The organism is Streptomyces sp. NPDC089799 (genome assembly GCF_040684755.1).
In the GTDB taxonomy this organism is placed as follows: domain Bacteria; phylum Actinomycetota; class Actinomycetes; order Streptomycetales; family Streptomycetaceae; genus Streptomyces.
Genome location: NZ_JBFBGR010000051.1, coordinates 19,574 through 45,571, shown reverse-complemented (window position 1 = coordinate 45,571; position 25,998 = coordinate 19,574). Strand labels below are relative to the sequence as shown.

Here is a 25,998-nt window from a genome sequence, read left to right as displayed (position 1 = left end):
GCAAGCCGCTGGGTCCAGTCGCCGAGGGCCTCCAGCTTCCCGATCCGGGCGGCCGGCGGCGGGCGCGGCGCCCCGCGCCCCCCCCCACCCCACCGGCACCGGACCCGCGAGGCCCGCCCCCGCCAGCGAGAAAAGACAGCTGAGGGGGCCTCAGCCAGTCGGCTGGGCCCCCCTCGGAAGGAAACGGTCAGAGGTTGTAGTAGAGCTCCTGAGCGGCCTTCAGGGCGCCTCGGCGGACTGCAGGCTGGTAGCCGAGGAGGTCGGCCGCCCGGTCGGCGTCGAAGCCTGTGAGGTGCATCTGCCTGGCGATGCGCGCCGCCCGCTCGTTCAGGAGGTGCTGTTTGGCGGTGGAGTGCGCAACGCCGAGGACGTCGACCGCGTGCGCGGCGGTGACGGCCGGGTCGGCGTCCAGGAGTTCGGCGATCCGGCCGGGGAGCAGGTCCCGGGGGACCATGTCGCCGGCCCCTTTGGGCCGGCCGACGGGCGCGCTCACGGTGCCGCGGGACGCGCCGTAGGCGCGTACCGCCGCGCGCGGCCAGTGCTCGACTCCGCAGACCACGGCGGTGCGGGATGCAAGGCGCGGGTCGGTCTTGTAGGTGTCGACGCTCTTGGGCTGCACGCCGAGGAGTTCGGCGGCCTCGCGGCGGTCGAGGAGGTCATCGTCATCCTCGCCGCCCGGGAGAGCGGGCTGCGGCAGACCGTCGCGGTGCGCCAGCACCTGCTCCTGGTCCCAGTACATGGTCCGTGACCCCTGGGAGCTGACGGGGGCGGGGAAGCCCTCCGCGGTGTACGGCCTGCCCCTGCGGAACGCTGTCCAGTTCATTCCCAGGGCCTCGGCCAGTTCCTCACGGCCAACAACCGCCCGTCTCGCGCGGATCACAGTCCAACCTCCAGTCCGGCACACTGCGCGCGCCACGGCAGCCGGCACCACACCCGGCAAGAAAAAGCTACCGCAACTAAGGCCGCTGGTGGTGCGCTGTCCAGCACACGTACCGTCCCGCGCGCTATGCTCATGGTGATGACACTCCGGGTTCTCCTGTGGTGGCTTTCGGTTGGCCGGCGCCCTTGCCACCCGCTCACGCGGAATCGGGGCGCCGGCCGCTTTCGTTTCACTCCCCCGACCACCACACCCGCCTCCCCCTTCCCGACAGACGCCAGCATCACCGCCTCTACCCCTGCCCGGTCCTGGTCCTGGTCCTGCTCCTGTTGCTCTGCGTTCGATCACCCGCATCCCGCCCCACTTTCTCCGCCCTGTCATCGCCCTTCTGTCTCTCCCTCGTGCTATCCCCCTCCGGCTCCCCCTACCTCTCCACCTATATAAGTCCGGCTACTCACCGGCTGGGACTCGTGGTTTGACCAGCAACGTTGTGCTGAGACCGAAGAATCGGCTTCCCCCCTTGTTTCGCCCCTTGCCTGCCCCCTTGTTTCACCCGTTGTCTGCCCCCTTGCTTGCCCCCTTGTTTCCTGCCCTGTCCGCCGCCGGGACGGCCGCGTGCCCGGCGGCAGTGATCACTGCCTCGCCTTCGAGGTGGCTGGCCACGGACCCCGCCTCCGCAGCGGTACTTCAGGCCCCTGCGCCGACCCGATGCCCGGGCGCCAGAATGCAGTGTGTGCCGCTGGATTGCTTCGAACGGGCGGTGGTGCGGCCTGCCCCGTCCGGGGTTGTTCTCCGCAGGAGGACCGCGATCACGCCCATCACACTCTTGAGGCATGAGGGGTCGGGATTTCGGCGCTCCTGAGAGCTACCCGGCCGTGGCGGGGGCGTGGGGATGACGTGCGGTGACGACCAGGGTTCGGCTGCCGTTGAAGCGGCTGGTCCAGTACGGATCGCCGGGCCGGCGTTGTGCGTGGACGGTGATCTGGAGCCGCTGGGCGACGTTGAGGCAGTCGCTGCGGTGCATGGGGGCGTCGACTGTCAGCGTCCTGGTCGTGCTGTCCCAGGTGTAGGGGGCCGCGGTGTGGCCGAGGCCGTCGAGCTGCTGATCGATGAGGTCGGTGGTGATGGCGGGCAGGCTGCCGGAGGCGCAGCGGGCGCGCCTGACTGCACCGCCTGACCCCGGGCGGCGCGCGGCCCGGCTGCCCGCGCTACTGCGGCTGCCCGGCAGACCGGGCCATGTCCATACGCCGGCTGATACCACAAAGCAGTAGGCCAGGCGGCATCTGGCCCTACTCGGGTGACGTTTGACGATCCTGCTCCAGGTCCACGGGCAGCCAGGCCTGCCTTCGAAAGACCGGTGCCAGAGTGGGACGCCGAGTCGGCGGTCAGTAGAGGACGGTCACCAACAGTTCCTCAGCTGAAAGGAGCTGGCCATGAGTTCCTGGGGAACGAGCCAAAGCGACGGGCAGGCCTCGCTGCAGGCCAGGCGTGGTTGGGGGAGCAGTTTGCATCAAGGAGTAGATCGTTCCGGTTAGATGCAGTCTAGGCCGTTTGGGTACCCCCTCAACTAGTGGCACGTGATGAGATTTACGTGAGAATCTCTTGATCGCAGCTTGAAAGGTTCATACATTCGCGGCTGCGATCTATGTCAGGTCGCGTTCGACAGGGCCCTAGGGGATGCCCTGCGTAACTGGGGATGGATCAATGCCTGTGTTCGACAGGCGGGGGCTTCGTCATGCCATGAGTGCCGCGATGGGCGCGGCACTCGTTCTTGGTGTTTCCCCTGCTCAGATTCCCTCTGCGGCCGCGGCCGCGGAGGGTCCAGCGCCTGCCTTGACTGAGGGACAGAAGGCGCTGAAGGAGGCGGCCGAGACGGGTCAGCCTGTTGAAGTGGCAGGTGAGCGTTCAGAGTTCACCACCACGTACGCAAATCCGGATGGTCAGAGCTTCCGCCTGGACCAGTCCGTAGTACCGATCCGGGTGAAGGAGGACAACGGTTCCTGGGTCGCGCCGGATGCCACGCTTGAGGTGCGTAGCGACGGGACGGTGGGCCCGAAGGCCGCCACTGCGGAGATCAGCTTCTCTGGTGGCGGTGACAAGGCTGATCTGGTGACGATCAGCCAGGGGGTGCACCGGCTCGCCTTGCAGTGGCCGGGGGTTCTGCCGAAGCCGGCCCTGGATGGGGACACTGCGGTGTACGCGGAGGTTCTGCCTGGGGTCGATCTCCGTATGACGGCCACGACGGAGGGCTATCGCGAGGTCCTCGTCGTCAAGACACCTGCCGCGGCCAAGAACCCGGCAGTCAAGAGCATCAAGTTCGGGCTCAGGGCCGACGAGCTGCAGGTCAGCGCCAGCAAGGACGGCGGTCTGATCGCGGAGGACTCCGAAGGCCGCAGCGTCTTCGCTGCGCCGCCCGCTCTGATGTGGGACTCCAGCGGCGAGGCTGCACCTCAGCCATCCGCACAGCCCAAGATGGCAGCATTCCGGACCACCACCCAGGCTTCTGCCGTCCAGGCGAATGTCACCGCTGAGGACCCGACGGCCGAGGCCCCAGGGCCTGGGGACAAGTCGGCGAACCTGCAGGTGGCTGTGGCCGCAGATTCCCTGACGGTGGTACCCGACGCAGCCTTGCTCGGGCAGAGCGACCCGGCCGCGTTCCCGCTGTACATCGACCCGCCGGTCGCGCTCGATGACGGTGTGGAGCGCACGCTGCTGCGGTCGGACGGCTACGAGTTCTGGAACTTCGACAACGACAAGGACAACCAGGGCAAGGGCGTCGGCAAGTGCGGCGTCTGGGACAACTACTACTGCGGTCCCGGTTACGTCCAGCGTCTGTACTTCGAGTTCTCACCCAAAAAGCTGGCCGGCAAGGAGGTTCTCTCGGCCCGCTTCCGGATCACCGAGCCCTGGGCCTTCCAGTGCGAGGCCCGCAACGTGTGGCTGGTCCGGACGAACGGGGAGATCTCCCAGTCCACGACCTGGGCGAACAAGCCCGGCTACCTGGACCGGATGGGTGACCGGTGGGTGTCGGCCGGCCGTGGTTCGCTGTGCGATCCGAACGCGCCGCCCGCGCCGATCGAGTTTGCCGACAATCCGGACGAGCCGGATGAGAACCTCACCCCGACGGTGCGAGATTTCGCTGCAGGCAGGTTCCCGCGGCTGACGCTGGAGATCCGGGCCGAGGACGAGGGCGACACGGCTTCCTGGAAGCGGTTCCGCAACGATGCGGTGCTCTCGGTGGACTACATCAGCCGTCCCGCAGTCCCTACGGCCTACGGCATCGTGGCCGGGTCGGGTCAGGTCTGCAGCACGAACGAGTCTGCGCCGACCATCCGCTCCGAGCGGCAGCCCTACTTGACGGCCACGACCGAGGTGGTTTCCGGCGGCGAGGCGCAGGCTTCTCTGCGAGCGGCCTTCCAGATCGACCGGAAGAACAGCGACGGCTCCTGGACTCCGGTGAAGCCGAATCCTGAGGACTGGTCCGCCACCGACAACCCCGCCCCACCGGCCTATGTCGGGGCGAACACCAAGGTCACTGGCCAAGCCCGGATGCAGCTGGACGAAGGTGTCCTCTACAAGTTCCGGACCTGGACCCGGTCTTTCTCCGGTTCCCTGACGCCGCGCGGCAGCGTGGCCACCAGCGGCTGCTACTTCAAGATCGACACCGGCAGGCCTAAGGCACCCGTGATCACGTTCGGCAGCCCGTACAGCGCCTGCACCACCACGTCCTGTGTCGCTTCGGGCAAGCCAGGGACGCCGGGCCAGGTCACCTTCTCCGCGGCAAGCGGTGACACGGACGTGAAGGGCTTCCAGTACCGGTTGTCCTCCGAGTCGTCTTACACGGACGTATCAGGGACGCCTGCCACTGTGTCCATCACTCCGCCGCTGTCGGGCACGTTCCGCCTGTATGTCAAAGCCAAGGACTCGGTGGGGCCGGGAGCGGAGAACGTCGTCGACTTCGTGGTGAAGGAGGGCGACGGCCCCGTCGCCTACTGGAACTTCGATGAGACCAGCGGCGATGCCATCGACACGTCGACCACCAATACCGCGCTGCGGAACAACGCCGACCTGCAGCCCGGCAGCCTCCGCCCTGCCACCGGCCGCCGGGGCAAACTCGCGGACCACACGGACCGGACCCTGCTGCTGAACGGGGTGGACCAGTACGCGATGACCACCAAGCCGGTCATCGACACCCGTGCGTCGTTCACCGTGGCCGGCTGGGCACGGCTCGACCGCACCGACAAATGGTCGACGATGGTCGCCCAGGGCGGCGCCACCCATCAGAGCGGGGTCGCGCTGACCGCCGCACCGAACGGGTTGTGGTCGGTGCGGATGGCTGAGGCCGACGGTCCGGACGGCTGGGAGCACATGAAGGTGCTGCAGTCGAAGAATCCGGCTGTTGCTGGAGTGTGGACGCACGTTGCGACGACCTACAACGCCTCCACCAACAAGCTGAAGCTGTACATCAACGGCCAGCTGCAGGGCGAGACGCTGATGAGTACGCCGATCGCGTCCACCAAGCCCATGGGGATCGGGGTGGTCATGTACAAGGGTGTGTGGCAGGACCAGTTCCCGGGCCGGATCGACGAGCTGAAGGTGTGGCAGGGCGAGCTGACTGGCGCAGCTGTGGAGCAGGATGCCAAGCTGCTCAACTCCGCGACGGGACGGCCCTACCTTGCCCGTGCAGCCGAGTGGGACCTGTCGGTGGCCGGCAGCCCGATCCAAGATGTCTCGGGCTTCAACCGGGACCTGACTCTGGCCACCGGCACCAGCGTGACCGGCGGCAAGCTGGTCCTCAACGGCACCAGTCACGCCGGGACGGCGCCGGGGCCGCTGGTCGACGACACCGGGTCGTTCACCGTGTCGGCCAACGCCAAGCTCGACAACGACAAGCTGGCGGCTAAGCCGAACGGCTACAAGGCGCAGGTGGTCGGTCAGCGGGCGGGGACCGGTTCCTCGTGGGGCATCTGGTTCGAGAAGACCGAAACGCGCAACGACCCGATTCCCGAGGACCCCGATCCCACCCACACCAAGGCCGTGGCCGTGGGGAAGTGGCACTTCGGTCGGCTCGACGGTTCGGGCGTGTCGGTCGAGAGCAACGATGTCGCTGAACTGGACGCGACCGTGACCGGTGTGTACGACGCCCAGGACGGAACGATCACGCTCTACGTCAACACCGAGCGGGAGGACCAGCCGACGGCGTTCACCGCTGTTGTCGGCAGCAACGAGTTCTCCGTCGGCAAGGGCTACACGGGCGGGACCTGGGGCCATTTCGCGCCCGGCGAGGTCAGCGACATGTCCGTGTGGTCCGGTGCGGCGCTGGACGTCAACCAGGTCAGGGACATGTTCATCCAGTAGACCGCCCCCGAGGGCGGTCGGACGTCCCGACTTCTTTCCTATGACAGTGCCGGGGTCGCCTTTGAGGCGACCCCGGCCCCTATCAATCCATCCATCTCGGAGAACTTGTTTTGTTCAGACGCAAAGCCTCCGGGCGGGCGCGGTACCGCGTTCCGCTGATCGGAGCACTCACCCTGGCCCTGGCCGTGCCAGGGTCCCTGATACCCGTCGCATCCGCGGCCGACACACCAGGCGCACCCGGGTTGCCCAAACACCGGGACAGCAAGGTAACTGCTGTCACCTCGCCGGGGGCGAAGGCTGCGCGTGAGCAGTTCGCCAAGAGCCAGGCGGAGAACAAGGCCCGGGCCGACCGGGTCCGCGCCGAAACGAAGGTGGAATGGCCGGAGCCTGCCACCTTCACCCAGGACCTGTCCTCCGCCCAGAAGCCCGCCACGGCCCTGGTGGGCATGCAGGCGGCCCAGGCGCCGAAGGGGCCGCCGGTGCCGTTCAAGGCCGCTGGCGGGAAGGCGACGGTCAAGGTCTGGGACCACAAGGCCGCCCAGCGGGCCGGGATCACCGGCGTGGTGTTCTCCGCTACCGCCGATCAGGCCGGGCCTGCCCGGGTGTCGGTCAACTATGGGCCCTTCGCTTCCGCGGTAGGCGGCGGCTGGTCCACCCGTCTGGGGCTGGTGGGCCTGCCCGGCTGTGCGCTCACCACGCCGGAGAAGGCCGAGTGCCGTGAGACAACTCCTCTGACCTCCCGCAACAGTGTCAAGAACAGCACGGTCACCGGCACGCTGCCGTCCGTGCCCCAGGCCACGGGCGGTGCACAGCCGGCGGTTTTCGCCCTCATGGCGGACTCCACGAGTGCCGGGAAGGGGGCGGGCGATTTCAATGCGACGCCTCTGGCGGCGTCGGCGGACTGGGAGGCCGGGCTTTCCTCGGGTGCCTTCACCTGGTCCTACCCCATCGCCGCTCCCCCGGCCGCGGCCGGCCCCGCGCCGTCGCTGTCGCTGTCGTATGACTCGGGCAGCATCGACGGCCGGACTGCGAACACCAACAACCAGAGCACGCAGGTCGGTGAGGGCTTCGGCCTGACCTCGTCGTACGTCGAGCGGAAGTACGGCTCGTGTGACGACGACGGCCAGGCCGACAAGCACGACCTGTGCTGGAAGTACGAGAACGCCTCGCTGGTCCTCAACGGCAAGGCCACCGAGCTTGTCAAGGACGACACCTCGGGCAAGTGGCGACTGAAGAACGACGACGCCTCCCAGGTCACCTTGCTGACGGGCGCCGACAACGGTGACGAGACCGGCGAGTACTGGAAGGTCGTCACCGGCGACGGCACCACCTACACCTTCGGCCTGAACAAGCTGCCCGGCGCCGCCGCCCAGCGCACCAACTCCACGTGGACCGTTCCCGTCTTCGGTGACGACTCTAGTGAGCCCGGCTACAGCAAGGGCAGCACCTTCTCCGCCAGGTCCGAGGTCCAGGCCTGGCGGTGGAACCTGGACCTGGTCCAGGACCTGCACGGCAACGCCTCCAGCTACTGGTACACGACCGAGGGCAACAACTACGCCAAGAACGGCGACAAGACCAAACTCGCCTCCTACACCACAGGCGGATACCTCAACGAGATCCGCTACGGCCAGCGAGCCGACGCCCTGTTCACCGGGGTCACCTCCAACAAGGTGACCTTCGGCTACAAGGCGCGGTGTGTCGTCGCGAACTGCGGGACGCTGACCGAGGCCACCGCCAAGGACTGGCCGGACGTCCCCTTCGACACCATCTGCGCCGCGTCGGAGACCGACTGCAAGGCCACCGGCCCGGCGTTCTTCACCCGCCAGCGCATGGTGAACATCACCACACACGCCTGGAACACCACCGCCGAACCCGACGCCTACGCGGCCATCGACACCTGGGACCTGGTCCAGGACTTCTACGATGCCGCCGACCTCGGCGACGGCAGCGACAAGTCCCTGGTGCTCTTGTCGATCAAGCGATGGGGCAAGAACGGCGGCTCGCTCGATCTGCCCCCGGTCGAGTTCACCTATCAGGAGCGTCCCAACCGCGTCGATGTGGACGGCGACGACGTCGTCCCGCTGTCGCGGCCGCGCATCAAGGGCATCACCTCCGAAGCCGGCTCCATCACCACGGTCACCCTCCCCGAAGCCTCCCAGGGATGTGTGCGGGGATCGCGCATGCCCAAGGCCGAGGACGACAACAGCGACGCCACGCGTCCCTGCTACCCGGTGTTCTGGCCGGTCAACGGCGGCGACCCGGAGCTGGACTGGTTCCACAAGTACCCCGTCACCGCGGTCACCGTCTCCGACCCGGCCGCCAACCAGGACACCGTCCAGCACTCCTACGAGTACGCAGCGCCCGGCTGGCACTACAACGACGACCCGCTGACCCCGGAAAAGGAACGCACCTGGTCCACGTGGCGCGGCTACGGCACCGTCACCTCCTACACCGGCGCACTCGGCGGCACACGTTCCAAGAGCGTCAAGGTCTTCATGCAGGGCATGCACGGAGACAAGCTCAAGGCCGCCGGCACCAGCCGTACCGCGGTCGTCACCGGTATCGACGTCCCCGGTGTGACCGTGGCCGACGCCAACGACTACGACCAGTACGCCGGCTCCCTGCGCCAGGAGATCACCTACGACGGCGCCACACCGATCTCGGTCACCGTCAACGGCCTGTGGTCCAAGGAAACCGCAAGCCAGCAGAAGTCCTACGCCAACACCAAGGCGCACTACGTCCGCACCTCGGCCGTCTACGCCTACACCCGCCTCACGGCCGCAGCCACGCCGAACACCTGGCGAGGCGCGCAGACCGACTACACCTATGACGGCGTCTACGGCATGAAGACGCACGAGGCCGTCACCGGCGACATCGCCAAGTCCGGCGACGAGCTGTGCACGCGTACCTGGTACGCGCGCAACGACGCCAAGGGCATCACCAGCCTCGTCTCACGCACCCGCACCGTCGGAGTGCCCTGCACCCAGACTGACGACAAACTCAACCTGCCCACCACCGCCGACGTGCGCGGCGACGTCCTGTCCGACACCGCGGTCGTCTACGACAACGCCACGGCCACCGGCTGGTCGCCTTCGCAGAGCCCGACGCTCGGCCTGCCGACCTGGACCGGCCGCGCCCAGTCCTACCCCGCCGCATCCGGCACCGAGGACCGGCACCCGGCCGTCTCCGGCGGATGGCAGACACAGACGAAAACCACCTACGACACCGCCGCGGCCAAGCTCGGCCGGCCCCTGTCGGTGACCAACGCCGAAGGCCAGACCACGACGACCAGCTACAGCCCGGCCGGAACCGGCCCGCTCGTCGCCACGGTCACCACCGCGCCGAAGCTGGCCTCCAATGGGCAGCAGCACGCCGCCTACAGCTACCTGGACCTGCGTGGCTCGGTGGTGCGCGGCATCGACGCCAACATGAAGTCGACGTACAACACGTATGACGCACTCGGGCGGGTCACCGAGACCCGGCTGCCCAACCGCGCCCTGTCCTTCACTCCGAACGTGAAATACGGCTACGGCCTCGAGCGCGGCAAGCAGCCCTGGACATCGGTGTCCACCCTCACCGCGGGCAACGACTACCGCACCAGCTACACCATCACGGACTCACTGCTGCGGACCGTGCAGACGCAGGCCGAGTCCCCGCTGGGCGGCCGGATCCTGACCGACACCCGGTACGACTCACGCGGCCTGGCCAAGTACACGTCCACGGACATCTGGGACAAGGACAAGGGTCCGGAGCCCGTCTACGCGCAGGCCGCGGTACTCGACACACCCCTGCAGACCGAGGTCCAGTCTGACGGCGCCGGCCGGCCGACGATCTCAACGCTGTATGTCTACGGCGCCAAGAAGTGGTCGACGACCACCTCATACACCGGCGACTCGGTGGCCACCACCGCACCACAGGGCGGAACCGCTTCCCGCACCATCACCGACGCTCTGGGCCGCACGGTGGAGACCCGCACCTACGGCGGCACCACGCCCAACGACCCGGCCTTCGGCGGCACCAGCCCCGGCACCCCGTACACCAAGACGACCCAGTCGTACACGCGGAACGGCAAGCTGCGGTTCTTCAACGGGATCGACGGCTCGCAGTGGTCCTACAACTACGACCTCTTCGGCCGACAGAACACCACCACCGACCCCGACAAGGGAGCCGCCACCACCACCTTCACCCCCCTCGACCAGATCGCGACGACGAAGGACTCCCGCAACACCGTCCTTGAGTTCGACTACGACGAGCTCGGCCGCAAGACCGGCCTGTGGAAGACCTCCAAGACCGACGCCAACAAGCTCGCCGCCTGGACCTACGACACCGTCCTCAAGGGCGCACCGTCGGAGAGCATCCGCTACGAAGGCGGCACCGCCGGCAAGGCATACACCAAGGCCGTCGTGGAGCACGACAGCCTGAGTCGTCCGGTAAGGACGCAGCTGCGGCTGCCGGCCGACGACCCGCTGGTCACCTCAGGGGCGATCGCGGCGACCACTGAGCACGAGGTGGACTACCGGCTCGACGGCACCCTGAGCACCGCGCTGGAGCCGGCCGCGGCCGGGCTGCCGGAGGAGATCCTCACCGTCCACTACACGGACTTCGGGCTGCCGAAGGGACTGACCGGCACCACCGGCTACGTCCAGAACGCCGTCTACACCCCGCTCGGTGACCTCTCCCAGCTCACCCTCGCCCGCTCCGGCGCCGCAGGGGTCAAGCAGACCTTCATCGGCTACACCTACGAGGAGGGCACCCGCCGCCTGCTGAAGTCGAGCGTCACGGCCCAGGCCCACAACGGCCAGATCCAGGACCTCACCTACAAGTACGACCAGGCCGGCAACGTCCAGTCGATCTTCGACGCGGCCCCGCAGAACGGCTTCACCCAGGCCGACAACCAGTGCTTCACCTACGACGGCCAGCGCCGCCTGGCCGAAGCCTGGACCCCCAAGACGGCAGACTGCGCGACAGCAGGCCGCACCACGGCAAACCTCGGAGGCGCGGCACCCTACTGGAACAGCTACACCTACACCGCGACCGGGCAGCGGGCCACGGAGAAGACCAACACCGGCACCCCCACCACCCGGACCTACTGCTACGACGCCACCCGCAAGCACGCGCTCAACGCCACCACCACGGCGGCGGACTGCACCGACGTCACCGCCCAGTACACCTACGACACGGCCGGCAACCAGACCAAGCGCGCCGAGAAGCCGGGCAGCTCCACCTCCCAGACCCTGACCTGGGGCCCGGAAGGCAAGCTCAGCAAGCTCACTGAAGGCACGGCATCGACGGACTACGTCTACGACGCCGAGGGCGAACTCCTGATCCGCCGCAATGCGAGCGGTGAAACGGTCCTCTACACCGGCGCCACCGAGGTCCACCTCAAGGGCACCAAGAAGTGGGCCACCCGCACCTACACCCTCGGCGCAGCCAAGGTGGCGGTCCGTAGCAACGAGACCGGTGCGTCCAAGCTGTCCTTCCTGGCTGGCGACAACCACGGCACTTCCAGCCTGGCCATCGACGGCGAAGACTCCCAAGCCCTCAGCAAGCGCTACACCACCCCCTTCGGCGGCCCCCGCGGCACCACCGTCGGCACCTGGCCCGACGACAAACGCTTCCTCGGAGCCCCCGAAGACGCCACCACGGGCTTGACCCACGTCGGCGCCCGCGAATACGACCCCGGCCTCGGCCAATTCATCAGCGTCGACCCGCTCCTGGAGACCGAAAAGCACCAGACTCTCAACGGCTACAGCTACAGCATCAACAACCCCCTCACCTTCACCGACCCCACCGGACTCGGAACAGCCTGCGGCGGAAACACCGGCCTCGGTTGCCCCTCTACAAACGGTCAAGGCGGAGACCCCGACCCCGGCGACGACGCCGACCAGCTGAACCGTGCACTGAGTGGTGGCGGCGGAGGCTCCGGAGGCTCCGGAGGTGGCAGCAGCGGAAGTCACTCGAGCACCCCTACAGGCCACAAGGAAACCACCTGTAACCGCTTCAAGTGCACCAGCAAGTGGGTAGACCAGCCTCTCGGTAACGACCGGGACTACCTGGCGGGAATTATCGCTGGATTCGCAGATGGACTCACGTTCGCCTGCCAAGGATTCAAGCTCTTCGGCAGTGTCGAATGTCTCGGTGACGCAATTCGCCAAGAGGCCGAGCAAGAGTATGGCGTCGATGGAAGCAGCGCAGCATTCGAGCGAGGAAGCGCCCAAGGTGGCGCTGTCTCAGCACTCCCATTCGGCCCGCTAGCTCCCGAAGTTGGCGCCGCCCGGGCAGCCGGCAGAATGGCCATTGCCGCAGAAGGTTCGATCATTCCATATCTCGTCAGAGGCATTAAGAGCCCGCCCGGCAGTAAGGGGCTTCCCGTGGCCAAACGCCCCACACCTCTGGAGATGGCCGCCCTCACTAACGCAACGAATCTCGAGTGGGGCGTGACCTATAAATATGGTCCGGGGAAGAACGGCGGCGGCGGACAGTATTATCTCTATTCCGGGGCAGAACACTCTGTCGCGATGGATACCGGACCTGAGTGGATGTGGATCTACCATTCTCACCCGACTCACGCTTACGCCAGCGATAGAGATCTGGGTAACGTAGTACTGCAGAGCGCCCTCGGGTCTCCGCAGAAATCATCCATGATTGTCACGCGAGACGGCTCTACGGTAAGGTATGGCGGCCAGTACACCAAGATGGGATGGCTGAAGGAGGGGTGGCTGAAATGAACGAACTCGAACACCTGTGGACTTCCCCACCTGGAACATACATCCTCGCTCGAGTTTCAGTGGAAGGGAAGGAGGTACTACTTCCCCTTAACGTCATCGAATCGAAGACCACGGTGATCGATGACGATTCCCTTCAGGAAGAAGTGACCCGGAGAATGATTGCCGCCGGCGTCCAGATCGTCGATTATCCGACAAAAAATTAAACGGCAGCAATTGCGTCGTGCACTAAACTGAGAGGTTCGGGTGGACCGACGTATCCGCCCGAACCTCTTCTGCGTTTGGACAGCGTTCACAGTCGGTTTGATCTGCTTCGATCCTCAGATGCGGACAGTTCGGAGCTGAATTCCGCTTCAAGCACCACGAGGAGTGCCCCGCCGATCTTGTGACGCTGTTGGTTGATTTGGGGGCTCGCGTGACGTCGGCTCCCAAGACCTGGTTGTGGTCTTGGGATCCGACGTTGTCGTATGAGGAGGGTGTCGGTGTCGTTGCAGCCGAAGGAGCCGGATGAGATCCCGGCGGAGACGGTGCGGGTGGCTCGGGCCGCGTTCCCGAAGGGGAGCCTGGCGATCCGGGTTCGGGACGAGCTGGGGGTGCTGTTCACCGACGCGCAGTTCGCGGATCTGTTCCCAGCGCGGGGGAAACCTGCCTGGTCACCGGGCCGACTGGCGCTCGTGCTGGTGTTGCAGTTCGTGGAGGGGCTGACCGACCGGCAGGGACGGCGACCACCTTGCCGAGGATAACGGCGTCGTCGCCGGGGATCGGCTGATTCTCTGGGGCAGCGTTGTACGGCATGAGCCAGACCCGGCTGTTCTCGCGGCGCAGGCGCTTGACGGTGGCTTCGCCGTCCAGCATGGCGGCGACGTTCTATGGGGTTTCTGAAGCTGTGGCGTGACGTGGTGCGAGTCGTCTTCGTTGGCCTTGAGACGCTCGTACTCGGGGGGTGTGGCTCTGTGGCGGGCTGTTGCATCAGACGTCAGAGCTCCGGAGAAGCACATGCGAGCATTTCCCGTAACCCTGCCCTCGGGGACGCGCTACTGGACCGTCATCGACGACGAGCTTCAAGTAGTCCCCGTCGCAGATCAGTGGGCTCGGCACCAGCGGTTCGGCAAGAGCCGCGCAGAACTCACCACGAGGACGAATGCCGGCGGCGCGGCGCTTTACCTGCGCTGGTGCCGTACGACGGGCCGCGACTGGCGGGCGGCGCCCCGCGACCTGGGCCTGTTCATGGTCTGGCTGAAGCACGTACCCTCCCGGCCGGACGCTCGGAGCTTGGTCGTCAGCGGCCCGGGTGGAAAGCCGGTTCGGCAGGAGCGCAGGATCAACGTCGTGCTGTCGGCGACGCGGGGCCTGTTGTCGTATGCGGTATCGGTGAGCGAGGCTCCGCGAAGCGTGCTGGGGCAGATCTACGAGCTGGCCGACAGCCGGGACCTCCCAGTGGAAGCGCAGGGCGAAGATTCTGGGCTCTCTTACCGGCTTCGGGCCCGGCACCGCGCTCACGAACCGGAGGCGGAGGTGGACCGTGCTTCCGATGAAGAGATCGTGAGCATGTTCCTGCAATGCCGCTGCGCGCGGGACCGGCTCGTCGTGGTGTTGCTGGGCCGAGCGGGTCTCCGCCGGGGCCAGGCCGCGGGTCTTCACCGGTCCGACTGCCACCTGTTGCCGGACTCACGCGCGCTGGGATGCGACTACAAGGGGCCTCACCTGCATGTACGGCGCCGCGACAACGCCAACGGCGCCTGGTCCAAGTCACGCGCCTCGTGGATCCAGCCGGTGGACTTCCTCGTGGTCCAGGCGTACGACCAGTACATCGACGAGCGCCATCAGCTGCTTGGTGCTGGCGGGAGCGACTTCCTACTGGTGAACCTCTTCCGCGGCGAGATCGGCGCCCCCATGAAGCCGGAGGCGATCTACGAGCTCTTCGAGCGGTTGACGCTGCGAGCGAAGCTGAACCGGGCGGTGGGACCGCACATGGCCCGGCGAGCGTTCGGCAGCAACGTGTCGGATGCCGGCGGCCGCTTGGACGAGGTGCAGGCCCTGCTCGGGCAGAAGAGCCCGGAGTCGGCGCGGCCCTACGTGATCCCGGACCAGTCTCGGCTGCGCGAGGCCGTCGAGCGGGTTCCCTCTCCGCGCGAGCTGCACAGTCGGGGTGAGCGCTGATGGCGGCGATCGTCCTGCCGGTCCGGCCGACCGCGGAGGACGCGAGGACGCGGGAGCTGGTCGAGGCTCTGGATCCGGAGTTCCTCAGCCTGATCAGCTGGGACTGGGACCTGGGCGTCTTGATCTACCCGCGGGTTCACCCGGTGATCGGGATGCAGGAGTGCGAGGTAGACGGGTGCGACAAAGGTTTCGAGCGCACAGGGCCGCTGTGCTCCGGATGCCGGCTGCGGTGGAACCAGTCGGGTCAGGCCCTGGAGGAGTTCCTCGGGGCAGCGAAGCGGTACACCGCCAAGCACGTGCGGCAGTCGCTGTGCCGCTTCCCGTCGTGTGGGCGGCCGTGGCGGAGCCCGACAGCGGCCTTGTGTCAGACCCACCATTCCCAGCGGACAGGGCGGTTGAAGGTCTCTCTGGAGGAGTTCCTGGTACACCCTGTGCCAGTTCCGCTACCGGGCTACGGAATGTGCTCGGTATCGGCATGCCATCGCTATCGGGTCAGTTCGAAGAGCCTCTACTGCGACGCTCACCGCCAGCGGCTGGCCGCGGCGAAGTGGTCGGGAGCCTTCGACGGGGACGAGGAGATGTGGCGGCTGACCACCGCGCCGGTGTCCATCAGCAACGAGGTCAGCATGCGGGGCCTGCCGCGGCGGCTTGTCGCCGAGTTGCTGTACAGCATGCAAACGCGGACCGCGAACGGCGTGAAGACCTACGGGTTCTGGCTGCGCAGGCTGTGCGACCGGCTGCGGGCCCTGCGGTGCGAAAACCTCGACGGACTCGGCGACCCCCATGCCGCGGGGCTGCGCGGCCAGGCCGCGACCCTGGTCCTCACCATGCGCAAGGCCCTTGGTCGGTTCGGGGTAAGTCCAGACGACGAGGCCCGCAAGGATGTATGGGACCTAGCCGTGTTCGGATACGGCGGCACCGCGAACTTCACGAAAATCCACCAGGAAGCCCTGCGGGAAGCCACGAAGCTCTGGGCGGTCGATGACCTGCCTCGCCGTCGGGGGAAGGCCCCCGGCCGAGGGCTACAGGGCAGAATCAACGCGGTCGCCGAGCTTTCGCAGAGCCTGCGACTTCAGCGAGAGGACGGCGGGCACCTGGTGTCGCTCCTGGACCGCGGCGACATCACCGCGTTCTGTACCCGTCTCGCGTTCAAGGCGGAGGCGGGGCAGCTCACCGCCCACCAGTGGCTCCGGATCGCTCGCACGGTTCGCTCGGTGCTGAACCGGTGGCGGACCCTGGGCCTCACGGGCAGAGGCCAGGTCCTCGAAGGGCTTCGGGCTGACTTCGTGATGGGCGCCGAGGACATCCCGGACGAGCCCGAGGACAGCGAAGCCGGCAAGGATCTCCCTGACGAGGTGATGCGGGCGCTCTGCGACAACCTGGACCGGCTCGAAGAGATGAGCGGGGTGGAAGTGCGGGTCTGCACGGAGCTGCTGATCGACACGGGCCGCCGCCCCGACGAAATCTGCCAGCTGCCTCTGGACTGTTTGGAGCGCGACCCGGACGGGAGCCTCGTCCTGGTCTACGACAACCACAAGGCGTACCGACTGGGCCGTCGGCTTCCGATCGCCAAGGCCACCGGGGCCGTGATCATCGCCCAGCAGGAGCGAGTACGTCAGCGCTTCCCGGACACTCCGGCGGCCGCGCTGAAGCTCCTGCCCTCTTCGATGTCGAACCCGTCGGGCACCAAACCGATCTCCGGGATCTGGGATCAGCACCGGGCCTGGGTCACGTCCCTGCCCGATTTCCTCGTCCCGGTCGTGGTCGAAGAGGACGGCGAGCCGGTCACGAGGATGCTGGCCTTCGACAAGAGCCGCGTCTTCCCCTACGCCTACCGGCACAGTTTCGCCCAGCGGCACGCGGACCATGGCGTGGCACCCGAAGTCCTCAAAGACCTTATGGACCACCGGCAGTTGATGACCACCCAGGCGTACTACCGCATCGGCCAGGACCGCCGGCGCGAGGCCATCGACCGGGTCACGGTCCTCCAGTTCGACCGGCACGGCAACCGGGTGTGGCGCAAGGCCCAAGGACTCCTGGACTCCGAGCACGTCCGGCGGGAGATCGGCGAGGTCGCCACCGCCTACGGCGTCTGCAAGGAGCCCACGAACGTGGCCGCGGGAGGTCAGAGCTGTCCGCTGAGGTTCCGCTGCCTGGGCTGCGAGCACTACAGCACGGACATCTCCTACCTCCCGGACCTGGAGGCGTACCTCGCCGACCTCCTGCGCAGCCGCGAAAAGCTGATGTCGGCCTTCGAGGCGGACGACTGGGCGCGCAGTGAGGCCATGCCCTCGGAGGAGGAGATTCGGCGCGTTCGACGCCTGATCAGCCGTGTCAGGACGGACCTGGACGATCTGAGCGCAGAGGACCGCGCGCAGATTGACCGGGCCGTCTCGGTCGTGCGCCGTGGACGCGGCGTGATGCTGGGCATGCCAGGGATGCCCCGGGTCGGTCAGCCGCTGCCCGATGTCCGGCCGAGGAGGTCGGCGTGACTTCCTCGATGAGCGACGGCCGCATGGCAGACTCCGCCCGGCGCCGCCAGCGCGTGGTCAACGCGGTCAACGCTGCGGCCCGGGGCGGGGGCCGGGTCAGCGTGTCCGGCATCGCCCGGCAAGCCGGGGTAGATCGCACGTTCCTCTACCGGCATCCGGATCTCCTCGCGCTGGTCCACGCCGCAGAGACCGAGCCGGCCCAGCAGGGTCCGGGGACCGGTGCCCCGGCGGTCAGCCGGGCATCGCTCCAAGCCGACCTCGCGCACGCACAGACCCGCAACGCCCGGCTGGCAGCCCGGATCCAGCTCTTGGAGAAGCGGCTGTCCAGCGAGCTGGGCGCCCAGGCATGGCGGGACTCAGGACTCAGCATGCCCACCGACATCGACGAGCTCCAGCGCCGGCTCACCGGACTGGAGCAACGCAACGTCGAACTGGCTGCTTCTCTGGAGGAGGCTCAGGCAGATCTGGCCGCAGCCCGGGAAGCCAACCGCGAACTCACCAGGACGATTAACCAGCGCGGGCAGGTAGTCCCATGACGTGATCGATCGCGGCTGGGCACTGTGCGCAGCAGCCCGGCCGTCCACGTTGCTTCTCAACAGGCAACGGATGTGCGCGGAAGTAGTCATGCGGAGCGATCGCCGGTTCCGACAGCCTTCCACCTGCGGCGGATCCGGTACAGCGCTGACACAGCCGCTGCCTCCAGCAGGTCGTGTCTGGCACCGCAAGCTGGAGGCAGCCCTTCGTCTACACCACTCCAGTGGACGTCTTGATCTTGGGCGCGCCCGGGTGGTTGTCGGCTATGTCGAGTACCAGGGCAATCACCGATATGTCGAAGTACTCCGAGCCGCGCACCGGCCGCTCCCCCGCTATCCGCAGGGCGGCCTTCACCGACCGCTCGATGTCCCAGGCCACGCCGGTGGGAAGACCGGTGAAGAGCCGGACGCGGGTCGTGTAACCGTCCCGGGCGTGCTGGCCAAGACGCGGCAGTGCTGATCCACTGGTAATGCCGAACTTAAGCTCTCCTTCGTCATCGTCGGTGACGACGTAGAAGGCGTCCCACGTTCTGCCTCGACAGAGCCGGCAGATGCCTTCACCTCGGATGACGTTGGTCGGGTAGCAGGTCGCTTCATGGCCATTACTACACCGGATCCGATGGGGGGTACCTGCTCCGAGCCACACCGGTTCGAGAACCTCGCCGCCCAGCTCGGCTACTCGCGCCCGGAACTTAGCTTCCGACGCTGCCGGATCTGTCCCAGCGCAGGTCCGGCAGATCCCTTCACCCTGGCTGACGTTGCCCGGGTATGGGGTTGATTCGTGGCCGTAGGGGCACCGCACCCTGTGCGGGACGCTACTGCCCAGCCATGCCGGTTCGAGGACTTCGCCGCCCAGCTCGATGACTCGGGCCCGGAACTTGGCCCACGCCGTCTTCGGGTCCTTCCCCGCGCAGATCCGGCAGATCCCTTGCCCCTGTTGCACGCCGTTCGGCCTCGGCGTCACCTCGTGACCTTCGGCGCAGCGAACCCGGTGCGGCATGTTTTTTCCGAGCGGGGCCGGTTCGAGGACTTCGCCCCCCAGCTCTGCCACCCGTGCCCGGAACGCTTCCCAGGCGGTCTTCTGATCCGTCCCGGCGCAGATCCGGCAGATTCCTTGGCCTTGCTGCACACTGTTCGGTCTCACCTTCCCTTCATGACCTGCACCGCACCGCACGCGGTGCGCTACCAGAGCTCCCAACGGGGCCGATTCGAGAACTTCACCGCCCAGCTCAGCCACCCGCTCCTTGAACGCCGCCCACGCTGCTGCTTGTCTGGTTCCGGGGCACGTCCGGCATATTTCACCACCGTTACGCAGGGCCTCCGGACGGATCTGCGACTCATGGTTGTCAGCGCACCGCACCTTGTGAGGGGAGTGGCTGCCGAGCCACGCGGGTACGAGGACTTCCCCACCGAGTTCCACCACCCGTGCCCGAAACGCATCCCAGGCCACCGCCTGTGCTTGCGTGTGGCAGGTCTGACAGATGCCGGCTCGTTTGCGCGTTCTGTCGGGTCTCACCATCGCTATGTGGCCGTCGGAGCAGCGCACCCGATGGGTGGTCTGTGCCCCGAGCCACGCGCCTTCGAGGACTTCCCCACCGAGTTCCACCACCCGTGCCCGAAACGCATCCCAGGCCACCGCCGGTTCCACCTTACCGACGCAGGTCCGGCAGATCCCTTGCCCTCTCAGCACATTCGACGGCCGGGGCGTGCCCTCATGGCCGTTCGCGCACTGCACCCGGTGCGGCTTGCTGTTCCCCAGCCATGCGGGTTCAAGGACCTCACCACCCAGCTCGGTCACCCGCGCCCGAAACGCGACCCATGCTGTCTCCGGGTCCTTCCCCGAGCAAATCCGGCAGATGCCGCCACCGTCGCGCACCTTTCCCGGCCGGGGCGTAACCTCATGGCCGCTCACGCACCGCACCCGGTGCGGCGTGTCCTTCCCGAGCCATGTGGGTTCGAGGACTTTACCCCCGAGTTCCACGACCCGTGCCCGGAACGCCGCCCAAGCGGCTGTGGGATCTCCCCCGGCGCACGTCAGGCAGATTCCGGCCCCCTGCGCCACGTTCCCCGGGTAGCACGTGGTCTCGTGTCCCCTCGCGCACCGCACCCGATGGCGGGCTGTCGATCCCAGCCATGCCGGTTCGACAACCTCACCCCCCAGCTCAGCCACCCGGTCCTGAAATGCGATCCAGCTCCGAAGAGACCTCGCGCTCAGCTTCTCTCGGTCGTCCCGCTGCCGAAACTTCCCCACCCGTACTCCTCCCGAACCGCCGCGCAGCCAGCGGAAGTCTAAGAAGGCGCATTGACAGCCCTCCAATATCAGCCCCCGGCCTGCCTGGGTAACGGCGCCTTTGAGCCACATGCGGGCCGCAGCGACCGTGAGCGCGCGTTCCCCCTTCCCCGCCCAAGACCCGGCTCCTACGTTGATCGCCATGGCTTGCATGTTCTGCGGCGCCCAGGAGCGCATGACGAAAGAGCACATCCTCCCGAATTGGATGAATGAGGAGTTTCCCGACCTTGCCCACGAGCCGATGCTCCAGGGCAGCCACAACGAGTACGACGGGCCGACCCCCGACGCACCGAAGGTGGTATACGAGGGAGGGAAAGAGATCGACGGCCCATTCCGCCGTCGGGCACCGGTGGTATGCGGAGCGTGCAACAGCGGGTGGATGTCCCGGCTTGAGACGAGCACGCGTGAACCCCTGTCGCGAATGATCCGGGGCCTGCCCACTGTGCTCACGCCCGAGAGACAGGCGATCATCGCGCTGTGGTCGGCGAAGACGCTGATGGTCGCCTACCGGGGCCCCCATTTCGGACCGCGCCCACGCCCGGAGGTGATACTGCCCGTCGACTCGGAGAAGCTGTATCAGGACCGGGCGCTGGGTCAGGAGATGGTCATGGGGCTGGCGAACTATCAGCCGACCTCGAATGCGCGTGAGCGCCTCTACGCCCAGTCGTTCACTCGGATGGAACACGAGGGCGGCGCGTACAGCTACTCCGCGACGTTGAAGATCGGGCATTTCGCGGCGCAACTGGTGCGACTCCCGGACGGGATGCAGCCGCCGCAGGGGCAGATAGCGCCTCACCTGGTGATGCTGCAACCGCGGGCCAGTACTGTCCACTGGCCCCCGCCCAGGCCCGTGCACGCTGGCAAGGAGTGGAAAGCCTTCGTGACCCTGCCCGATCAGAACGGAATCTAGGGCGTTCCTGATGGCTCTGGGACGACGTCACGGCCGAGCAGTTGACAGAGCCATCAGGATCCCGGCGCCAGCAAGGGCGCCGTTGAAGATCCAGAAACAGCCTCAGTCCTCGTCCTCGTCCTCGTCCATCACTTTCGGATCCGATCCGGGGACGGGAAGGTGCCCCTGGTCAATCGCCCGGGCCAGGTCCCGAAGGATCCGCGGGACACTCGCTTCGAAGGCGTCCGTCTTCGGCCTCAGCTCGGCCAGCCGGTGACCGCTGGCCATGATCACCGGCTTGGCCCGGTGGCCGCCGATCCTGCGCCGGCCCAGCTCCGGCCGCGCAGCGTTTCGCATCAGTCCGTTCCCGGAGCCCTGGCCTACCACCTGCCACTGCTGATTCGCTCGATCCGGCGATATCACCACACCTGTTGCGCGCGCTATCGTTGTCCGCACTACCGCTGAACTGCACCGATTCCCGCGGAACCGCGTTGTGCCACACTCCTGCCCCAGAGAAGCGACGATGTCGCCGTGGTCCGCGCTGTCGGTCTTCCTGACGGTGACGATGTCGCCGTCGCAGATGGCAGCGTCGATCATGCTGTCGCCGACCACCGGAATCCGACGGGTTCGCCGAATCTTGGAGGGCTCAGGAAGGGAACCGATGGCAGACTACGCCCGATCGCGTGCGGCCTGACGTAGGTTCGCGTGCCCGGGTATGTGCACTGGTCCAGCAGTGGGGACTCAGATCTTTCGCGAGAACACCGTGTCAGCGGTCACTTAATTCACTTCATGACCGCCGCCGCCGCGGCGGCGGCGGGCGAGGTGGTGATCAGCTCTCTGGGGTATCTGGCTCCGGGCCTTGACCCCGGATTTTGGACACCGGAGAGACTTGGATCTTGATGGTCCAGGAGAACGGAGTCCCCGTGGGGATGAAGCATTACCCCGCCTAGGTTCTGTCCGGCGGATCAGGTGATCGCCTCGCATGGACCATCGTGTTGCTCGTGGGGCGGGGCGATCTTACGAACGACGAGTGGCTACAACTGGCACCGTTTCTGCCGAAGGCCGGGTGCCGCGGCGGACGTTGGGCCGATCACCGGAAGGTGATCAACGGGATCCTGTTCCGGGTGCGCACGGGTGTCCCGTGGCGGGACCTGCCGGACCGGTTCGGGAGTTGGAAAACCGTCTATGAGCGCCATCGCCGCTGGTCGGCGGACGGCACCTGGGAGAGGATCCTCCAGGCCGTCCAGGCCGAGGCCGACTCCCAGAGGCGCATCGACTGGAGCATGGTGAGCGTGGACTCCACCTCGTGCCGAGCCCACCAGCACGCCGCCGGTGCACCGCGCAGAACACCCCGGATCCCAAAGCGGAGATCAACGCCCCGGCAGCACCGCACCGACGAAGGACTCGGCCGGTCCCGTGGCGGACTGACCTCCAAGATCCACCTCGCCGGGGAAGGAGGCCGCCGTCCGCTCGCCATGCTGATCACGCCGGGGCAGTGGGGCGACAGCCCGCAATTGATCCCAATCCTGGAACGCATCAGGGTCAAGCGCCCAGGTGGCGGCCGCCCGCGCACCCGTCCTGACCACCTCGGCGGCGATAAGGCCTACAGCTCCCGCCGAAACCGCCGCTACCTGCGCAGACGGCAGATCAAGCACACCATCCCGGAGCCGAAGGACCAGCGGGCCAATCGCCAGCGCCGCGGCAGCCGGGGAGGCCGGCCTATGGCCTTCGACAAGGAGATGTACAAGCGCCGGAACGAGGTCGAGCGCACGATCAATCGACTCAAGCACTCCAGGGCCATCGCGACGCGGTACGACAAGCGTGCATACGTCTTCCACGGCACAGTCACCCTCGCGTCGATACGCCTGTGGCTCAAGCCCTGAACCGCCACATGGAGCACCTACAGCAGACCCAGGACGGAGGCGCTCCACCCGAGGGCCTCGGGCGTGTGCCAGCGGGGTCGCTCCCGTGTCCCGGCCATGGCCCGGCCTGCCGCGAACGCTTGTTGATGGGCCGGCTGATGTTCCTGGACCCTCTTCCAGAGCGCCTGCGCCTGCGGGTGACGGCCGGTGCTGACGAGGAACTCCATCAGATCCTGCGCGAACCCCCACCCGGTGAGAAGAGGATCAGGAGCTGCCCGCGCGATCTGCTCGGGATCGGCGGTACTGGCGAACCATGGGAGCGCGGTGTCACGAAGGTGAGCCGCGAACTGCTCCAGTCTCATCGGGCGCTCCTCGGGATGGGTGAGCACCACGAAGTGACCGGGCGTGTCGAGGAAGCTGGAGGCGCAGACGATCGACTCGACGGATTCGGGCCGGCGAACGGTCAGCTCGGGGTTGGCCCGACGCCACCTGCCCAGGTCGTCGTCGAAGACGGTCAGGCTCGTCACCGTGAACTTGATCAAGTGCCCCGATCGGTTCCACTTGCTCTTCTCCAGCTGGAGTACCTCCCGGCGAACCGACTCCTGGCGCTCCAGCGAGTGCCGAGATTTGACCCACCTGAACCCGTCGAGCATCCCAGCCAGGCAAGCGGCCCCGGCATGGACGACATCGGCTGGCTTGTCGGCCTCAATCAGGCGGGTGATCAGGTCATCAGGCTGCGTCGAGGTCACCTCGCACATGATGCCGCACGAAGATCCGCCGGACAGAACCTAGTTCAAGGCGGACGCGGTCGCGTTGTACCGGTCGAGGCCGGGAGCGACGGTCAAGTCGGTCGCCGCTGATCTCGGGGTGAACACCGAGACGCTGCGGAACTGGATCCGGGCCGCTGATGGGCGTCGGCCTGGCGCCCACTCCGCACCGCCGGCCGCCTCGCAGGCCATCGACGACGCCGTTCAGGCGGAGCTGGCCGCGGCCCGCAAGAGGATCCGTGAGCTGGAGGAAGAGCGGGACATTCTCCGCAAGGCGGCCCGGTATTTCGCGACGGAGACGCGCTGGTGAACCGCTGCCAGTTCGTTGAAGATCACCAACGCCGACACGGCGTGAAGCGGCTCTGCGACATCCTCGGCCTGGCCCGCTCCAGCTTCTACTACTGGCGCCGCACCGCATCTGCGAGAGCGGCCCGCCAGATGGTCGACGCCGCGATTGCGGCCCGGATACGCAAGGTTCACCAGGACTCCGACGGCACCTACGGAGCCCCCAGAATCACTGCCGAACTCCGCGACGAGGGCGGCCCGGCGGTCAACCACAAGCGCGTCGCCAGGATCATGCGGACCATCGGAATCGAAGGAGTCCGTCTGCGCCGCCGGCACCGCACCACCGTCGCGGACCAGGCCGCCGCGAAGGCACCGGACCTGATCGGCCGTGACTTCACCGCGACGGAGGTCAACACGAAGTACGTCGGCGACATCACATACCTGCCGGTCAGCGGCGCGAAGCCGCTCTACCTCGCGACCGTCATCGACCTCGCCTCACGCCGACTGGCCGGCTGGGCCATCGCCGACCACATGCGAACCGAGCTCGTCACCGACGCCCTGACGGCGGCCGAACAGACCCGCGGGAACCTAGCAGGAGCGATCATGCACACGGACCACGGATCTCAATATTCGAGCAGGGCCTTCGCAGAACTCTGCAGGTCGACCGGGGTCCGGCAGAGCATGGGCACGATCGGCTCCAGCGCGGACAACGCCGCCGCGGAAAGCTTCAACGCCGCCTTCAAGAGAGAAACGCTCAAAGGCCGCAAAGCCTGGTCGAGCGAGCGTGAGGCCAGGCTCGACGCCTTCCGCTGGCTGACCCGATACAACACCCGACGCAGGCACTCCCGGCTCGGTCAGCGATCGCCGATCGCCTACGAGAACGCCTTGCAACCACCAGCAACTACCCTGGCCCAAGCCGCATAGACGTGTTCAACATCCGGGCTCAAGGCCCGAGCCCCAACTGCCCGGGAACCTGGACAGGGCAGATCCGGGGATCGTCCCGCACCGGGTCGGGAATCCTGGCCCGTAGCCACGGGGGGATGGCCGCTCGCCGCCCGGACTTGGCCTGGGGCATCCGCACGGGCCTGGTCTCGGGCAGGGCGATCCCCTCGATGTCCAGGACGAGCTGACGCGGCCGGCCTGGCGCGAGGGCTTCGTCGTGGAGCTCGCCCCAGGCCCAGTCGTCGTCTTCCCCGAGGCGGACGGCCAGCAGGCAGGGCGCGCACACCCCGGCCCGCGGCACCGGCACGGTCCGCGCGCAGCGCCGGCACGGAGTCTCGCTCCGGCCGTCCCTGCCCGAGGACACGCGGGTCCACTCCCACGCGCACCGCGGGCACATGGCCTTCCCGTTCACTCCTCCCCAGCTCGCACACTTCTCGCACGAGCCGAGCAGCCCAAACCCCCTGGTCACTGGATGCCCGGGTCAGTTCGGCGGCAGCGAGCGCCGGGCTCCGCAGCTGCCCGGCCTGGGAATCGGGCGCGCGGGTCCGCTCTCGCCGACGGCACGCCGCTCGGATTCCGGGCGTCCCTCAGCTGCCGCCACCGGCTCGGCTTCCATCAGGTCCGCCACCGTGCACTGGAGGGCGGCGCAGATCTTGTCCAGGTCCTCCAGGCGGACCGTGACCGGCGTGCCCGACCACAGCGCGGCCACCTTGCTCAGGGACGGGGTGAACCCCACCTCCCGGAAGGCGGCCTGCAGCTGGGTCGGGCGCCAGATGTCGCGCTTGGCCGCGGCCCAGCGCAGGTTCCACTTCAAGGGA

Annotated in this window: 15 protein-coding genes and 3 pseudogenes; 10 read left to right on the top strand and 8 right to left on the bottom strand. The window is 67.3% G+C overall.

Annotated features, from left to right (window positions below):
* Positions 1 to 187: 187 nt before the first annotated feature.
* Positions 188 to 823: a hypothetical protein gene (locus AB0O36_RS34650; RefSeq protein ID WP_365117379.1), complete on the bottom strand. Its 636-nt coding sequence runs from the start codon at positions 821 to 823 to the stop codon at positions 188 to 190.
* A 919-nt stretch (positions 824 to 1,742) separates the two neighbouring features.
* Positions 1,743 to 1,901 carry a hypothetical protein gene (locus AB0O36_RS34645; RefSeq protein WP_365117376.1) on the bottom strand — a complete coding sequence of 53 codons (159 nt, stop codon included), beginning with the start codon at positions 1,899 to 1,901 and terminating at the stop codon, positions 1,743 to 1,745.
* A gap of 680 nt (positions 1,902 to 2,581) precedes the next feature.
* Between AB0O36_RS34645 and AB0O36_RS34640 the strand changes: the two genes are divergently transcribed.
* The 4 genes and pseudogenes from AB0O36_RS34640 to AB0O36_RS34625 all read left to right on the top strand — a co-directional run.
* Positions 2,582 to 6,235 (top strand): LamG-like jellyroll fold domain-containing protein, encoded by a 3,654-nt coding sequence (locus AB0O36_RS34640; RefSeq protein ID WP_365117373.1) that lies wholly within the window; start codon positions 2,582 to 2,584, stop codon positions 6,233 to 6,235.
* 242 nt (positions 6,236 to 6,477) lie between these two features.
* On the top strand, positions 6,478 to 12,963 hold the full coding sequence (locus AB0O36_RS34635) for an RHS repeat-associated core domain-containing protein (RefSeq protein WP_365117370.1): 6,486 nt from the start codon (positions 6,478 to 6,480) through the stop codon (positions 12,961 to 12,963).
* Entirely contained in the window at positions 12,960 to 13,166 is a 207-nt protein-coding gene (locus AB0O36_RS34630; RefSeq protein ID WP_365117368.1) for a hypothetical protein, read from the top strand. The genes AB0O36_RS34635 and AB0O36_RS34630 overlap by 4 nt, the downstream gene beginning before the upstream one ends.
* A 276-nt stretch (positions 13,167 to 13,442) precedes the next feature.
* A pseudogene (locus AB0O36_RS34625) lies at positions 13,443 to 13,676 on the top strand (IS5/IS1182 family transposase); the annotation flags it as partial.
* A 1-nt stretch (position 13,677) separates the two neighbouring features.
* Here the strand turns inward: AB0O36_RS34625 and AB0O36_RS34620 are convergent.
* Positions 13,678 to 13,824: pseudogene (locus tag AB0O36_RS34620) on the bottom strand (S24 family peptidase); the annotation flags it as partial.
* A gap of 132 nt (positions 13,825 to 13,956) precedes the next feature.
* Here AB0O36_RS34620 and AB0O36_RS34615 point away from each other — a divergent pair.
* From AB0O36_RS34615 to AB0O36_RS34605, 3 genes are read left to right on the top strand one after another with little or no spacing between them, the layout of a single operon-like run.
* Positions 13,957 to 15,120, top strand: coding sequence for a tyrosine-type recombinase/integrase (locus tag AB0O36_RS34615; RefSeq protein ID WP_365117366.1), 1,164 nt, complete (start codon positions 13,957 to 13,959; stop codon positions 15,118 to 15,120).
* Positions 15,120 to 17,612 (top strand): site-specific integrase, encoded by a 2,493-nt coding sequence (locus tag AB0O36_RS34610; protein ID WP_365117364.1) that lies wholly within the window; start codon positions 15,120 to 15,122, stop codon positions 17,610 to 17,612. The genes AB0O36_RS34615 and AB0O36_RS34610 overlap by 1 nt, the downstream gene beginning before the upstream one ends.
* Positions 17,609 to 18,148 carry a DUF6262 family protein gene (locus tag AB0O36_RS34605; RefSeq protein WP_365117362.1) on the top strand — a complete coding sequence of 180 codons (540 nt, stop codon included), beginning with the start codon at positions 17,609 to 17,611 and terminating at the stop codon, positions 18,146 to 18,148. The genes AB0O36_RS34610 and AB0O36_RS34605 overlap by 4 nt, the downstream gene beginning before the upstream one ends.
* 208 nt (positions 18,149 to 18,356) lie before the next feature.
* Here the strand turns inward: AB0O36_RS34605 and AB0O36_RS34600 are convergent, their stop codons facing one another.
* Positions 18,357 to 20,579 (bottom strand): hypothetical protein, encoded by a 2,223-nt coding sequence (locus AB0O36_RS34600; RefSeq protein ID WP_365117360.1) that lies wholly within the window; start codon positions 20,577 to 20,579, stop codon positions 18,357 to 18,359.
* On the opposite strand from AB0O36_RS34600, the gene AB0O36_RS34595 reads away from it, so the two are divergent.
* Entirely contained in the window at positions 20,578 to 21,345 is a 768-nt protein-coding gene (locus tag AB0O36_RS34595; protein WP_365117358.1) for a hypothetical protein, read from the top strand. The genes AB0O36_RS34600 and AB0O36_RS34595 overlap by 2 nt on opposite strands.
* A 492-nt stretch (positions 21,346 to 21,837) precedes the next feature.
* Here AB0O36_RS34595 and AB0O36_RS34590 read toward each other — a convergent pair.
* Positions 21,838 to 21,942: pseudogene (locus AB0O36_RS34590) on the bottom strand (S24 family peptidase); the annotation flags it as partial.
* Between the two features lie 383 nt (positions 21,943 to 22,325).
* Here AB0O36_RS34590 and AB0O36_RS34585 point away from each other — a divergent pair.
* A complete protein-coding gene (locus AB0O36_RS34585) occupies positions 22,326 to 23,207 on the top strand; it encodes an IS5 family transposase (protein ID WP_365117385.1) in 882 nt (293 codons plus the stop codon).
* Between the two features lie 17 nt (positions 23,208 to 23,224).
* Here AB0O36_RS34585 and AB0O36_RS34580 read toward each other — a convergent pair whose 3' ends face one another.
* Entirely contained in the window at positions 23,225 to 23,935 is a 711-nt protein-coding gene (locus tag AB0O36_RS34580) for a hypothetical protein (protein ID WP_365117356.1), read from the bottom strand.
* A gap of 64 nt (positions 23,936 to 23,999) precedes the next feature.
* Here AB0O36_RS34580 and AB0O36_RS34575 point away from each other — a divergent pair.
* A protein-coding gene (locus AB0O36_RS34575; protein WP_365117353.1) for an IS3 family transposase occupies positions 24,000 to 25,162 on the top strand; the annotation gives its coding sequence in 2 pieces (ribosomal slippage) (positions 24,000 to 24,243 and positions 24,243 to 25,162; 1,164 coding nt in all).
* Between the two features lie 19 nt (positions 25,163 to 25,181).
* Here the strand turns inward: AB0O36_RS34575 and AB0O36_RS34570 are convergent.
* Together AB0O36_RS34570 and AB0O36_RS34565 are read right to left on the bottom strand one after the other, a co-directional pair.
* A complete protein-coding gene (locus AB0O36_RS34570) occupies positions 25,182 to 25,544 on the bottom strand; it encodes a hypothetical protein (RefSeq protein WP_365117351.1) in 363 nt (120 codons plus the stop codon).
* Between the two features lie 117 nt (positions 25,545 to 25,661).
* Complete coding sequence (locus AB0O36_RS34565) at positions 25,662 to 25,994, bottom strand: helix-turn-helix transcriptional regulator (RefSeq protein ID WP_365117349.1); 333 nt, start codon at positions 25,992 to 25,994, stop codon at positions 25,662 to 25,664.
* Positions 25,995 to 25,998: the final 4 nt, after the last annotated feature.

Coding starts and splice junctions, on each gene's coding strand:
- AB0O36_RS34650 (WP_365117379.1), bottom strand. CDS start 823: ATGAACTGGACAGCGTTCCGCAGGGGCAGGCCGTACACCGCGGAGGGC.
- AB0O36_RS34645 (WP_365117376.1), bottom strand. CDS start 1,901: ATGCACCGCAGCGACTGCCTCAACGTCGCCCAGCGGCTCCAGATCACC.
- AB0O36_RS34640 (WP_365117373.1), top strand. CDS start 2,582: ATGCCTGTGTTCGACAGGCGGGGGCTTCGTCATGCCATGAGTGCCGCG.
- AB0O36_RS34630 (WP_365117368.1), top strand. CDS start 12,960: ATGAACGAACTCGAACACCTGTGGACTTCCCCACCTGGAACATACATC.
- AB0O36_RS34615 (WP_365117366.1), top strand. CDS start 13,957: ATGCGAGCATTTCCCGTAACCCTGCCCTCGGGGACGCGCTACTGGACC.
- AB0O36_RS34610 (WP_365117364.1), top strand. CDS start 15,120: ATGGCGGCGATCGTCCTGCCGGTCCGGCCGACCGCGGAGGACGCGAGG.
- AB0O36_RS34595 (WP_365117358.1), top strand. CDS start 20,578: ATGGCTTGCATGTTCTGCGGCGCCCAGGAGCGCATGACGAAAGAGCAC.
- AB0O36_RS34600 (WP_365117360.1), bottom strand. CDS start 20,579: ATGGCGATCAACGTAGGAGCCGGGTCTTGGGCGGGGAAGGGGGAACGC.